12 protein-coding genes are annotated in these 12,830 nt (G+C 62.5%); 7 read left to right on the top strand and 5 right to left on the bottom strand.

Features of this window, described 5'->3' with window-relative positions; genetic code table 11:
* Positions 1-237 precede the first annotated feature (237 nt).
* From ACLV74_RS02340 to ACLV74_RS02315, 6 genes are all read left to right on the top strand, one after another.
* Entirely contained in the window at positions 238-1,458 is a 1,221-nt protein-coding gene (locus ACLV74_RS02340; protein WP_411877751.1) for a YjgN family protein, read from the top strand.
* Entirely contained in the window at positions 1,458-2,588 is a 1,131-nt protein-coding gene (locus ACLV74_RS02335) for a M48 family metallopeptidase (protein WP_411877750.1), read from the top strand. The genes ACLV74_RS02340 and ACLV74_RS02335 overlap by 1 nt, the downstream gene beginning before the upstream one ends.
* A 758-nt stretch (positions 2,589-3,346) precedes the next feature.
* Positions 3,347-3,922 (top strand): toxin-activating lysine-acyltransferase, encoded by a 576-nt coding sequence (locus ACLV74_RS02330; protein ID WP_411877749.1) that lies wholly within the window; start codon positions 3,347-3,349, stop codon positions 3,920-3,922.
* 45 nt (positions 3,923-3,967) lie between these two features.
* On the top strand, positions 3,968-5,845 hold the full coding sequence (locus ACLV74_RS02325) for a hypothetical protein (protein ID WP_411877748.1): 1,878 nt from the start codon (positions 3,968-3,970) through the stop codon (positions 5,843-5,845).
* Between the two features lie 64 nt (positions 5,846-5,909).
* Positions 5,910-6,176 (top strand): hypothetical protein, encoded by a 267-nt coding sequence (locus ACLV74_RS02320; RefSeq protein WP_411877747.1) that lies wholly within the window; start codon positions 5,910-5,912, stop codon positions 6,174-6,176.
* Entirely contained in the window at positions 6,103-8,361 is a 2,259-nt protein-coding gene (locus ACLV74_RS02315; protein WP_411877746.1) for a cadherin-like domain-containing protein, read from the top strand. Before ACLV74_RS02320 ends, ACLV74_RS02315 begins: the two co-directional genes overlap by 74 nt.
* 95 nt (positions 8,362-8,456) lie before the next feature.
* On the opposite strand, the gene ACLV74_RS02310 is transcribed toward ACLV74_RS02315, so the two are convergent.
* From ACLV74_RS02310 to ACLV74_RS02300, 3 genes are all read right to left on the bottom strand, one after another.
* The gene (locus tag ACLV74_RS02310) at positions 8,457-8,810 is read right to left on the bottom strand and encodes a pentapeptide MXKDX repeat protein (protein ID WP_411877745.1); all 354 of its coding nucleotides are present in this window, start codon (positions 8,808-8,810) and stop codon (positions 8,457-8,459) included.
* Positions 8,811-8,918: 108 nt separating this feature from the next.
* Positions 8,919-9,713 carry a molybdopterin-binding protein gene (locus ACLV74_RS02305; protein WP_411877744.1) on the bottom strand — a complete coding sequence of 265 codons (795 nt, stop codon included), beginning with the start codon at positions 9,711-9,713 and terminating at the stop codon, positions 8,919-8,921.
* 28 nt (positions 9,714-9,741) lie between these two features.
* Positions 9,742-10,338: a cytochrome b/b6 domain-containing protein gene (locus tag ACLV74_RS02300; protein WP_411877743.1), complete on the bottom strand. Its 597-nt coding sequence runs from the start codon at positions 10,336-10,338 to the stop codon at positions 9,742-9,744.
* 191 nt (positions 10,339-10,529) lie between these two features.
* On the opposite strand from ACLV74_RS02300, the gene ACLV74_RS02295 reads away from it, so the two are divergent.
* Positions 10,530-11,096 (top strand): TVP38/TMEM64 family protein, encoded by a 567-nt coding sequence (locus ACLV74_RS02295; protein WP_411877742.1) that lies wholly within the window; start codon positions 10,530-10,532, stop codon positions 11,094-11,096.
* A 237-nt stretch (positions 11,097-11,333) separates the two neighbouring features.
* Here the strand turns inward: ACLV74_RS02295 and ACLV74_RS02290 are convergent, their stop codons facing one another.
* Complete coding sequence (locus ACLV74_RS02290; RefSeq protein WP_411877793.1) at positions 11,334-12,056, bottom strand: amino acid ABC transporter ATP-binding protein; 723 nt, start codon at positions 12,054-12,056, stop codon at positions 11,334-11,336.
* The gene (locus ACLV74_RS02285) at positions 12,043-12,810 is read right to left on the bottom strand and encodes an amino acid ABC transporter permease (protein WP_411877741.1); all 768 of its coding nucleotides are present in this window, start codon (positions 12,808-12,810) and stop codon (positions 12,043-12,045) included. Before ACLV74_RS02285 ends, ACLV74_RS02290 begins: the two co-directional genes overlap by 14 nt.
* Positions 12,811-12,830 lie beyond the last annotated feature (20 nt).

Below are 12,830 nucleotides of genomic sequence, written 5' to 3'. Positions count from 1 at the left end.
ACGGGCGCCCGGGGTGCCCAGGCGGGCGGGTGGTGGTTTGACAGCAGCATCTCGGTCCTTCGTTCTCATTGGGTTGGGTATTGGGGTGAAGCAATACTACTGTACATTCATACAGTTATCCATTCTGATTTACCCATGGAAACAATGAGCTCGCAGGACCTCGCGGAGCGTTACATTATTTGGCGGGGGGTGCGTGAGGCACCCCCCGTAAAAAAAACCAGATTCGGGAGGAAATCCATGAAGCCACTCACAGGCCTTGACACAAGCAGCCCTGACATGGGCAACGCCGGCGCGCCCCTTGCGCCGGCGCAAGACTCCAGCTACCAAACCGACGCCACCCACCAGCTGCGCGTGGAGTTCACCGGCTCCGGAAGCGAATACTTCCGGATCTGGATCGTGAACCTGCTGCTGCTCATGGTGACCCTGGGCATCTATTACCCCTGGGCCAAGGTGCGGCGCCTGCGCTACTTTTACGGCAACACCGTGGTCGGCGGCGAGCCGCTCGGCTTTCACGCCAATCCCGTCAAGCTGCTCAAGGGCTACTTCCTGGTCGGCGTGCTGTTCTCGCTGTATTCGGCCGCGGGCAAGTTCTCGGCCACGGCGGGCTTTGTGGCTTTCCTGATCGTCGCGGCGCTGTGGCCCGCGTTGCTCAAGTCCAGCATGCAGTTCCGCATGGCCAACACCAGCTGGCGCGGCCTGCGCTTCGGCTTCAGGGGCTCGCTGGCCGGCGCCTACCGCGCCGTGCTGCCGCTGTTCGTGCCCGGCATGGTGATCCTTGCCGCGCTCACGCAGGTGGCCGACCCCGAGAAGCCGCCCCTGTGGTACCTCAAGACCCTGGGCGTGGTGCTGCTCGTCTTTGTTGCCGTGGCGCCCTGGCTGTTCTGGAACCTCAAGCAGTACCAGCACAACCACTACGCGCTCGCCTCCCTGCAGACCACCTTCAAGGCGACGCTGGGTTCCTTCTACAAACTGTTCTTCAAGATACTGGGCATCGCGCTGCTGCCGCTGCTGCTGTCGGGCGGTGCTATCGGCGCCATGTTTTATGCGATGAAGGCCGGCGGCATGCAGGGCCGGCCTTCCGCCGGCCTCATCGTGATCCTGGGCCTGCTTCCGCTGGCCGTCATGATGGCGCTGCTGGTGATGGTCAAGCCCTATGCCGTCGCGCGTTTCCAGGACCTGGTCTGGACGCGCACCGGCAACACCTCGCTGCGCTTTGTCAGCCGCCTGCGCTTTGGCGCGCTGCTGTGGCTCACGCTCAAGAACTGGCTGCTGGTGATCCTGACGCTGGGCCTGTACTGGCCCTTCGCGGCCGTGGCCCTGGCCCGCCTGCGGCTGGAGGCCGTGACGGTGAAGACGCGCGTCAGCCCCGACACCCTGCTCAGCCACGTCGGTGCGGTCGAGGGTGACGCGGCCGGCGAGGCCGGCGGCGACCTGTTCGGCCTTGACATCGGCTTTTGATGCCCATGCCGGACACCGCGCCACCCTCGATCGCCGCCAGCTACTTTGACGGCACCAGCGCCCGCGCGCGCGCCGTCATGCTGCGCCTGGAGGGCGATGCGCTGCTCATCAGCGGCGAGGGCATAGAGCGCCGCGTCCCGCTGCGCCAGGTGCAGTGGCCCGAGCGCACGCGCCACGGCATGCGTGTGGCCCATTTCACCGGCGGCGGCTCCGTGCAATGCGCCGACGCCGCCGCCTGGGACGACTGGAGCCGCGGCAGCGGCCGGCGCGAATCGCTGGTGGTGACGGCGCAGCAAAGCTGGCGCTGGGTGCTGGCCAGCGCGCTGGCGCTGGTGCTGCTCATCGTGGCCATCCAGCAATGGGGCGTGCCCGTGGCCGCCCGCGCCGTGGTGGCCCTCACGCCGCCCAGCGTCGACAGCTCGCTGGGCGAAACCTCCCTCAGCGTGATCGACGAACACCTGATGCGCCCCAGCCGGCTGCCCGCGGCCGAGCAGGCGCGGCTGCGCGAGGCGCTCGCCAAAGCCGTCGCGGCCCTGCCGCCCGGCAGCGTGCCGCCGTGGCAGCTGGTGTTCCGCCGCAGCCGCATAGGCCCCAACGCCTTCGCGCTGCCCGGCGGCACCCTGGTGATGACCGATGAGCTGGTCGAACTGGTGGGCCGCGACGACAAGGTCATCACCGCCGTGCTGGCGCACGAGCTCGGCCACGTGCGGCACCGCCACGGCCTGCGCATGCTGGTGCAGGCCACTGCCCTGGGCGGGCTGGCCGCCATCGTGGTCGGCGACTTCAGCACCGTACTGGCCGGCGTGCCCGTGCTCATGGGACAGGCCAGCTATTCACGCGACGCCGAACGCGAAGCCGACCAGGAGGCCGTGCGCATTCTCAAGGCCGCGAATATTTCACCGGACGTCATGGTGACCCTGTTCGAGAAGATAGCCGCCTACAGGCACAAGACCGGCGAGCCCGGGCAATCGCCAGGAAACACGCCTGAAAAAGAACCGGAACAAGGCGGCAAAACCGCCGAAGAAGGCAAGGCGCCCAGCGCCGACTCATGGCTGGGCATCGCCTTCGCATCGCACCCGGCCGACGCCGAGCGCGTGCAGTTTTTCAAAGACGCGGCGGCCGCGCGCTAGCGCCCCGCTTCAACTCCCTCTCTCCAATTCAACGCTCTCCCCCGCTGGGGGATGGCGGGGGTGGTCTGCAAGACGGGGCTGACGGCCTTTGAAATACGCATGGTGAAACACACGCGCCGCCGGCCCCCATCCCGACCTTCCCCCAGCGGGGGAAGGAGCAAAACCCACTCCCCGCTTTAACTCCCTCCCCCGCTGGGGGAGGGTGGGGTGGGGGCCGGCGCCGTCAAACACACACGCCCCGACACCCAGGCACAGCCGGCCGCATCGCCCTTCTCACAAACACATGACAAGCCAACACGATCTCAAGATCACGAGCCAACTATTTTCAATAAATCGTCACAAGATTGCCCGCGAAAAGACAATGTGAACTCGCGCTTTTTGCAGGCCTTGCCTAAGCTCTGGCTCAAGACGTGTACCACTTAGAGGTTACTGAATGGTATGAGTCCAGGGGAAAGTTAATGGAAAAGGCGTCTCTTATTTCAAAAAAAGTACAACTTAAGTAAAAGTTGAAGCAGAGACGGATACAGGCAACACGGTGGGTCCACAGCGCCAGGCTTGTATCGCGAGACGCCAGTTGATGAAGCAGCGAGCGAACCTGCATGAGCGCTTTGGCATCCCTCCCGCCGCGGGGCGGCTCCCACCCCGCAAGCCATTTGAAGGCCGCACGGCCCTCTGCTTTCCGCGCCGGCGGCTTTTTCGGCGCCGCCACACCCCCCCGCCCGTCAAGGGCGCACACCCCCACCACAAGGAAACCCGCCATGACGCAGGACAGCACCCCCATGCCCGCCGACAAATTCACCATCCTGGGCAAGCTGGCCTGGCTGTGGATGAACTCCCCGCTTCACCGCGACTGGCCCGTCGAACTGCTGAGCCGCTTCGCGCTGCCGCCGATTGAACTGGGCCAGTACCTGCTGCTCGAGCGCGAGGGCATGCCCATTGCCTATTGCAGCTGGGCCCACCTGGACAGCCGGGCCGAGGCGGACTACATGCTCAATGCCTCCAACATCGCGCTGGCCGACTGGAAGGGCGGCGACCACCTGTGGTTTGTCGACTGGGTCGCGCCCTTCGGCAAGGCCGATTCGCGGGAACTCAAAAACCGCCTGGCCGACAAATTCCCGACCTCGGTCGCGCGCGCCATACGCGTCAAGCGCGGCAGCCGCACGGGGCGGGTCATGGAGTTCAGGGGCCGCGACGTCGACAGGCAGGCCGCGCGCGAACTGCTGTCCGGCTATTACCGCGATTTCCTGGCAGGCGTCCAGGCGCAAAAGACGCACCAGGTGCGCATGAAGAAAAAAACCGGGCAGCCCGCCCATGCCGTTGAGACGGTTCTGTAAATCCGGGCCGCAGCCTATTCCATTTATTGAAGGAGACAAACCATCATGACGACACCGACACCTATTCTCTGGTTCAATGATCCGCTTCGCGCAGTCAAGGAAAAATACCAACTCAAGCTGTACAAAAAGCTGCTGGAGCCGACCAACCCCTACTCCTACTACAACAACATGGACCGGATGCTGAATCTGGTCTACCGGTATTACACGCTTGACGGGCTCAACAATCGCATCAAGAACGCGGAAGTTGCGCACCTTGCGCCCAGGCTTAATTACCTGTACGAAGCGCAAACCAATATGGTGTCCCAGTACTTCTGGGCCACCACCGCGATACTGGGTGTGGGCTACAACATCAACCGGCCCCAGCTGGTCGCGCGAGACCCCTCCGACAGGGTTATTGCGGGCCTGCAATTGGCGCGTTCCATCGTCAATGCCATAGACGAGACGTCGCTGATGTTCGCGAATGACCTGCGGTGGTCCTACAAGAGGTTTGGAAACCCTCGGTATACGTCTGGGTTCAAGCCTGCTGAACGTCCCCCCATAGCCTTTCACGTCGCAAGCAACCGCGCGCACGATGTTGGGCAGGGGATCATGATGGAGAACGTGCGACCCCCCTTGATATCCCCCCTCCTGAGGGTTCCACCACCGCCGCCCCGACTGGCGGGGCCGTCAGACACGCTGTATACGTCTTCTGTTCTTCCTGCTACGTATGTTGAGGGACTTTCTCCTGGGTTGCCGCCGGCTGCGGCGGCGAACTTTGGACGACAGCGCTCGCCGGGGATCAGCCCGGGGGTGATAGCCCCCCTAGTCGGCCAACCTGTGAATCTAGCCTCGTTGCAAGCTCCACCAGCTCCGCCGTCACCAGCAGGCAACGGAGGCGCTTCATCCAACGTGGGAGGGGCGTCCGACGTGGGGGCGCAATCCAACGTTGCATTCGATCCCGAGAAAGCCTCGCAGCGCAGCAACATCAAAAACTATCGCGACTGGCACGGCACTTTTGGCAGCGCCGTTTTTTCGCTGAATGCCTTTCTTGCGGTGGGTGTGCAGATAGGGCTGATTGTCCGCGCCGCCACGAAAGAAGACAAAGACAGGAGCGGCGCCGAGATCGCATCAGCGGCCCTAGGGCTGGCGGGGGCCTCGGCCAATATCTTTGCCAACGGCTTTAAATCCCTGGATACCTTTGGGAAGACCCTGGTGTCCAAACCAGCGATCCCGGGCCCCGTAGCAGATCCATATAAAGACCAAAGAGTGGAAGGCCTCCCAGGTAAGGCGAAGAGATGGAAGCCCACAACAAGCAAGGGCTTTGGCCTCGCGGGCACCTATGCGGGTGGGCTTATCAATGGGTTGGCAGGCATTTATGCGCTGACGCCTTACTTTTTTGATGACAGGCTGACCACTGAGCAAAAAGGAGTGATAGGGGCGGAATTCAGTGCCCAGGTCACCGCGAGCGCGCTGCAGATGGGGGCAAATAGGTGGCTGGCGCAAACAGTGTCGTCGGCGAGTGCGTATGCCAAGTCGGGTGAAGTGCTTACTGAGGTTGCGGAGAGTGCTGTCGAGGACGGTTATCTCCTGGAGGCCGCTCGAAGCGTGCGCCTGGCACGTCTGGCGGGCCCCGGTGCACTTGCGGTGTTGGGCGCTCTGATGGCCGTGACGAGCCCGCTGGAGATTTATGCCTTGATCAAGCAAGGCGAGTATGCCGACGAACTTGACAAGCTGGACAGTCATGGCTACGCCGGCAACAGCCTGCTGGCGGATTTCTACCGCGGAAAAAACAAGGTGCAGGGCGGTATTTTCGCGGCGAACACGACCCTGCAAATCGTCAGTTCGATAGCCGTGCTCGCGTGCATGATTACCGGCGGCATCGGGGCCGCCGTTGCCGTTCCTGTGGGCCTGGCGATGGCGCTTGTCGGCTCGGTGTTTACCTGACCCGGCATCCCCAAACAAGTTCGAATACAAACTACCGAATGACTACAAAACACCCACGCTGTCGTTGGCCGAACTGAAGGTCTACTCCAACGGACAGGAAGTGGCAGGAGGGAAACCCGGCGTGGTCGGTGCCGACTGGGTCCTGAACGGTGCCTGGAGCCCCATCAATACCGAGGAAAACTCTTCCGTTGCCTTGACCGATGGCCGCGTGGGTCAGGGCGTTCCGCTGGCCTCGGCGAAGGCTGATGTAACTTCGTTTGGCTACCGTCAAGAAGCAGTGGATCTTCACGCCCGCGCTCAATTACAACGGCACGGTCAACCTCAGTTATGACGTCAGTGACGGTATCGCCAACACGGCGGCCACGCAAAGCTTCACGCTGGCGGCGGTCAATGATGTTCCCACACTGACGGCATTTGCGGCGGCGGTGGCGACGACCAACAAAAACAGCGAGGCCGTCATCACGCTGGCCCAACTGCTGGCCCAGGGCAACGAGGCCGACGTGGATGGTACGGTGGACGCCTTTGTCATCAAGGCCGTGAGTAGCGGGACTTTGCGCATAGGGACGTCGGCCGCGACAGCCACGGCCTGGAATCTCACCACCAACAACACGGTGGACGCAAACCTCAACGCCTACTGGACACCGGCATTGAATGCCACCGGAACGCCCATCGCGTTTACTGCCGTAGCCAGGGACAACGGCGTTGCCGTATCGGCCGCGGCCGTCCCGGCCAAGGTGGCGATCAACAATTTGCCCACGGGCACGGTGACGATCAGCGGCACCGTCGCGCAGAACCAGGTCCTGACTGCGAACAATAGCTTGTACGACGCGGACGGAATCAAAGACGGCTTGGTGAGCTACCAATGGCTGGCCGACGGGGTGCTGATTGACAAAGCCACCGGCTCTACGCTGACCCTGGGCCAGGCGCAGGTGGGTAAGGCCATCAGCGTGCGAGCCAGTTATACCGACAAGCTGGGCACGCCAGAAAGCGTCACCAGCACTCCCACGGGGAAGGTCGGTGATGTCAATGACCTGCCTAAGTTGGAGGGTAGCCCAACCGTGCTGGCGATCGGCACGGAAGACATTCCCTACACCATTACCGAGGCCGACCTGTTGGCCGGCTTCACCGATGCGGATGGCGATCAACTGTCGGTAGTCAACCTGTCGGCTAACCCGGTGGGCAAGTCCCTGGTTTTTGGTGGCGCCAACAGGAGCTGGACATTCACGCCTCTGGACGATTTCTCCGGAAAGGTCGTGCTGAGCTATGGAGTCAGCGATGGCAGAGGAGGCATCACCACAGCCTCGCAAACCTTCACGCTGGCACAGGTCAATGACCCGGGTACGGTGGTCCTGCAGCGTACCGCGGGAGACGTGGAGGGCGTGGGGAATCTGGCCGCCGGCAGCACTGTGCACCAGGGCGACACCTTGACCAGTACCGTGACCGATAGGGATGGTTTGGCAACCACCTCGAACTACAAGTACCAGTGGCAAAGCTCGGTGGACGGCGTCAACTGGAGTCCCATTGCCGGGGCCACGGCCAAGAGCTTCACGCTGACTGCCGACCAGGCTGGCCCATTTCTTACCAACCCTGGCCAGAGGGTACGCGTTTCCGTGAGCTACACCGACGATAAAAAATTCTCCGAAAGTGTAGTCAGTGAAGCCACCGCTGCCGTCAACAAAAAAATGGTCGGAACGGAAGGCAAGGACGTCCTGTCTGCCAGCATTATGAACAGCGACCTTTTCGGCTTGGGAGGTGATGATTATCTGAAGGGTAATGAGGGCAACGATTGGCTTTTTGGTGGCGACGGCAAGGACACCCTGTACGGTACCCTTGGCAATGACATGCTCTATGGCGGGAATGGCGACGATTTTCTGTCGGATGAGTCTGGCGAAAACAAGCTGTACGGCGATGCCGGCAATGACACGCTGATCGGCGGTAGCGGCAATGACGAGCTGAACGGTGGTGGCGACAATGACACCATATACGGCGGAAACGGCAATGACCTGCTGCGCGGCGACAGTGGCAACGACCTCCTGTACGGCGGAGCAGGCGACGACACGCTGGCGGGCGGGGCAGGTTCGGATACCTACACTCTCTATCGCACCGAAGGGTCGGATGTGGTGCAGGAAGAAGATGCGACGGCCGGCAGCATCGACACCCTGGTCATGGGCAATGCCAAATTCAACGAGTTGTGGTTCAACAGGGTGGACAAGGCGGGCAACGTGAATTTCTTGGGAAGCGACCTGCAAATCAGCATCATGGGCACCACCGACAAGGTGACTTTGAGTAATTGGTACCTGGGCAGCCAATACCACGTCGAGCAGTTCAAATCCGGTGACGGCAAGACCCTGCTGGACACGAAGACGGGTACGAATGCGATGACGGATCTGGACCTGCTGGTGCAGGCCATGGCCGTCTTTGGTACCCCGTCAGGCGCAACCACAACCATATCCGCGCTGCCGGACAGCGCCCAGAAAACCGCACTCACGAATGCACTAGCCGCCAATTGGCATTGAAGGTGCTTGGGCCGCGGCGCAAGCGCGGTGGTTGAGGCGGTCAACCGGAGGCCGGGCTGAAAAGCCCGGCCTCCGTACGCATGGCGTTGCGGCCTTTATTTCTTCATCTCGTCCTTGCCCATCGCATCTTTGCCCATGGCGTCTTTTTTCATGCCGTCCTTGGCCATGTGATCTTTCTTCATCTTGTCTTTTTTGGCCATGGCCATCTTGTCGTCGTCGTGCTTCATGCCGTCTTTGGCCATGGCGTCCTTGCCCATGGCATCTTTGGCCATCGCGTCCTTTTTCATGCCGTCCTTTTTCATGCCATCCTTTTTCATGCCATCCTTGGCCATGGCGTCCTTGCCCATGGCGTCTTTTTTCATGGCGTCCTGCGCCAGGGCGCTGCCGCCGGCGGCGAGCAGGCAGGCTGAGAGGAGAGCGGCGGTCAAAGTCTTGGTGTTGATGTTCATGATGGTGTTGTCCTTGATGAAAGAATGTTGGAAAGTCGTTGAGAAAAAACGGCAAGGTTTGAAAAATGCATGAGCGCCTTGCCTGCGTTGCGGGGCCTCTGAGCGAACTCAGCTGCCTCCGAACCAGTTGTAGCCCTGGTCTTCCCAGTAGCCTCCAGGGTAGGTGTTGGTGACAAAAATCGCCTGGATGTGTTTCGGGTTCTTGTAGCCGAGCTTGGTGGGCATGCGCAGCTTCATCGGAAAGCCGTATTTGGGCGGCAGCACCTGGCCGTCGTAGGTCAGCGCCAGCAGGGTTTGCGGGTGCAGGGCGGTGGCCATGTCTATGCTGGTGTAGTAGTCGTCGGCGCATTTGAAGCCGACGTACTTCGCGCTGGTGTCAGCGCCGACCTTGCGCAAAAAATGGAAGAAGGGCACGCCGCCCCATTTGCCGATGGCGCTCCAGCCTTCGACGCAGATGTGGCGGGTGACCTGGTCGGCCTGGGGCATGGCGCGCAGTTCGGGCAAAGACCATTTGCGCCTGTCGGCGACCAGGCCGGCGACTTCCAGGCGCCAGCTTTCTGCGTCCACTTCGCGCACTTCGTCTTCGCCGTAGTAGGCGTTGAAGGGAAAGGGCCGCGTGATCATGGAGTCGGGGTAGGTAGGCGCCAGGCGATTCGGGTCGAAGAGCAGGCCCTGCACGTCGTCGTTGATGCGCGAGATGCGGGTGAGTGCGGTGTTGACGGCTTCGCTGTCGTCGAGCACGCAGCCGCTCAGCATGGCCAGGCCACCCAGGGTGAGCGAGCCGCGCAGAAAGTTGCGGCGGGCCTGGGAGAGCTTGTTGGCTGTGGCGATGCGGTCCACGGCTTCCTTGAGCACAGCGTCGCTGTCGACATGGTGAAGGCGCCTGGGGCGTTGGATGTTCATGGTGTTTCCTTGAGGCTTGCGGGGTGGCTCAACGCCCGCGCAGCATGTAGACCAGTGTTTTGGGTACCAGCGCCACCATCACGAGGTGGACCACCACAAAGCCGGCGAGCGCGGCCATGGCAAAAAAGTGGACAAGGCGCGCGCCCTCATACCCGCCCATGAGCTCGCGCAGCAGCGGGAACTGCACCGACTTCCACAGCACCAGGCCTGAGAGCACGATGAGCACGCTGTCGGCCATGACAAACAGGTAGGCCAGGCGCTGCACCATGTTGTAGTGGCGCGGGTCGGCATGGGCCAGCTTGCCCTTGAGCGCGGCGAGCAGGTCGGCAACGATGCCCCGGATGGAGAGCGGAAAGAATTTGTGGAACAGCCGCCGCGTGAAGATATTGAAGGCCAGGTAAAGCAGGCCATTGAAGAACAACAGCCACATGGCGGCAAAGTGCCATTGCAGGGCGCCGCCCAGCCAGCCGCCCAGCGTGAGGTCCTTGGGAATGCTGAAGCCCAGGAAGGCAGTGGCGTTGTAGATGCGCCAGCCGCTCATCATCAGCACCACCACGGCCAGCGCGTTGAGCCAGTGCATGGCGCGTAGCCAGCCGGGGTGTATGGCCTGTTTGCTTGGGTTCATCAAATGTTCCTCGGAATTGGCCGCGATGTCCGGCGCCTTCGTCCAAAAAGAGGAAGAGGCCGGGATTTCCACCGCAGTCTTGCTGCGTGTTACGGTTTGGTCGGGCCAGGCGGGCGCTTCTTACACCCATGTCGAATTTATTTGCAGGCAGAATCGGTGAAAGCTTCCCGCCACCACCCGTACCCCACCCAATGAGCCGCTTCAAACGACTGTTCGCCGTGTTGGCCTTCCTGGGCCTTTTGCTGGCGGTGTTCCAGCTTTCGGGCCTGCGGGACAACTTCAGCCTGGCGTTTTTGCACCAGAAGTTTCTGGACAACGAGGCCAGCGGGCTGCTGATTTTTGTGGCGCTGTTCGCGCTGGGCAATTTGATCCAGATACCCGGCTGGATCTTTCTGGCGGCCGCGGTGCTGGCGCTGGGCGAGATGTGGGGCGGCTTGGCAACCTACCTGGCGGCGGTGGTTTCCTGCGCTTTCACCTTCTGGCTGATACGCCTGCTGGGCGGCGATGCCTTGCGGCAGATCAAGGGCCGATGGGCGCAACGCGTGCTCGCGCGGCTCGACGCGCGGCCGGTGGCCAGCATCGTGGTGCTGCGCATGCTGCTGCAGACCGTGCCGGCGCTGAATTACGCGCTGGCGATGTCGGGCGTGAAGTTTCGCGATTACATGGTGGGCACGCTGCTGGGCCTGCCGCTGCCGATCGCGCTGTACTGCGTGTTTTTTGACTACCTGGCGCGGGTGTTGAAGGTGCCGGGGTATTGAGGCTTATGCGTTCCGGGGCCTTGCGTGTGCGACGGCCGCAGCCCTCTCCCAGAGGGAGAGGGTGCAAGAAGGGGAGGTGGCTGCATATTTTTTGTGGGGCCTTACTCCCTCTCCCCCTGGGAGAGGGTTGGGGTGAGGGCCGGCGGGGGGCGATACGCTGCAGCGTCAGGCAGGACCCGGGCACACCGGAAGCAGCAGCAGGGGCGCACGCCATGCCGGCATGGCCCGCACGCCGACTTACAACACCTTGCTCAAAAAGCGTTTGGTCCGTTCTTCCCGCGGGCTGTCGAAGATTTCCGATGGCGTGCCTTCCTCGACCACAAGGCCTTCGTCGATAAACAGCACGCGGTCGGCCACCTGGCGGGCAAAGCCCATTTCGTGGGTGACGACGACCATGGTCATGCCTTCTTCGGCCAGGGCCTGCATGACGGCAAGCACCTCGCCGACCATTTCGGGGTCCAGCGCGGAAGTCGGTTCGTCGAACAGCATGATGCGCGGCTGCATGGCCAGCGCGCGGGCAATCGCCACGCGTTGCTGCTGCCCGCCGGAGAGCTGGTTCGGGTAGGCGTCAATCTTGTCGAGCAGGCCGACCTTGATGAGCAGCTCGCTGGCGCGGTTGCGCGCTTCCAGCGCCGTGAGCTTGCGCACCTTGGTGGGCGCCAGCGTGATGTTCTCCAGCACGGTTTTGTGCGGGAACAGGTTGAAGCGCTGGAACACCATGCCGATTTCGGAGCGCAGGGCGTCGACGTCGGTCTTGGGCTCGTGCACCGAGACGCCGTGCACGAGCACTTCGCCGCCGCTGGCGTCTTCCAGGCCGTTGAGGCAGCGCAGGAAGGTGCTTTTGCCGGAGCCGGAAGGGCCGATGACGCAGACGACCTCGGTGGCCTTGATGGCGCAGTCGATGCCGCGCAGCACTGGCGTGTGGCCGAACTGCTTGGTCAGGCGCTTAACGTGAATCACCTCGTCCATAACGAGCCTCCAGTTTCTTGACGAGGTAAGCCAGGCCCAATGTCAGCACCCAGTACATGACGGAGATGGTGAGGTAAGGCTCCCAGTAGCGTGAGTAGGCGCCGGCGACGGTGCGCGCGGCGTAGGCGAGTTCGGCGAGACCAATCGCCGAGATCAGCGACGAGTCTTTGAGCAGCGCGATCGCGTTGTTGCCCAGCGGCGGCAGCATGCGGCGGAAAGCCTGCGGCAGCACGACGTGGTACATGGTGCGCGGGAACGACATGCCCAGCGAACGCGAAGCTTCGACCTGGCCCTTGTCGATGGACTGGATGCCGGCGCGGAAGATCTCGGAGATGTAGGCGCCGGCATTGAGCGTGAGCGCCACGATGCCCGAGAGGAAGGCGCCGTAGTTCTGCTTGATGTTGCGCGCGGTCTCACCCGAGATGATGATGCCGTCGGTCGGGTTGATGAACAGCGGCAGCACGGCGAAGTGGATCAGCAGGATCTGCACGAACAGCGGCGTGCCGCGGAAAAAACTCACGTAGACGGTGGACGGCCAGCGCAGCGCGTATTTGCAGAGTTCGCGCGCGGGCGAGTGGCGCGATTCGGCGACGCGCGCCATGCCGATGGCCAGGCCCAGCGCGGTGCCCTGCACGATGCAGATCAGCGTCACCAGGATGGTCATCTGCAGGCCGCGCCAGAACAGCACGCCGTACTCCGCGATGATGTCGGCCCGAAACCAGCCGAACCAGAGGACTTGCTCCATGACGGGGAAGTCTCAGCCGA

Origin of the sequence: Polaromonas sp. YR568 (genome assembly GCF_943369415.1) — a bacterium.
Lineage (GTDB): Bacteria > Pseudomonadota > Gammaproteobacteria > Burkholderiales > Burkholderiaceae_C > Polaromonas.
Note: the sequence above shows the minus strand (reverse complement) of the source record. Positions and strands in the feature narration are given on the sequence as shown.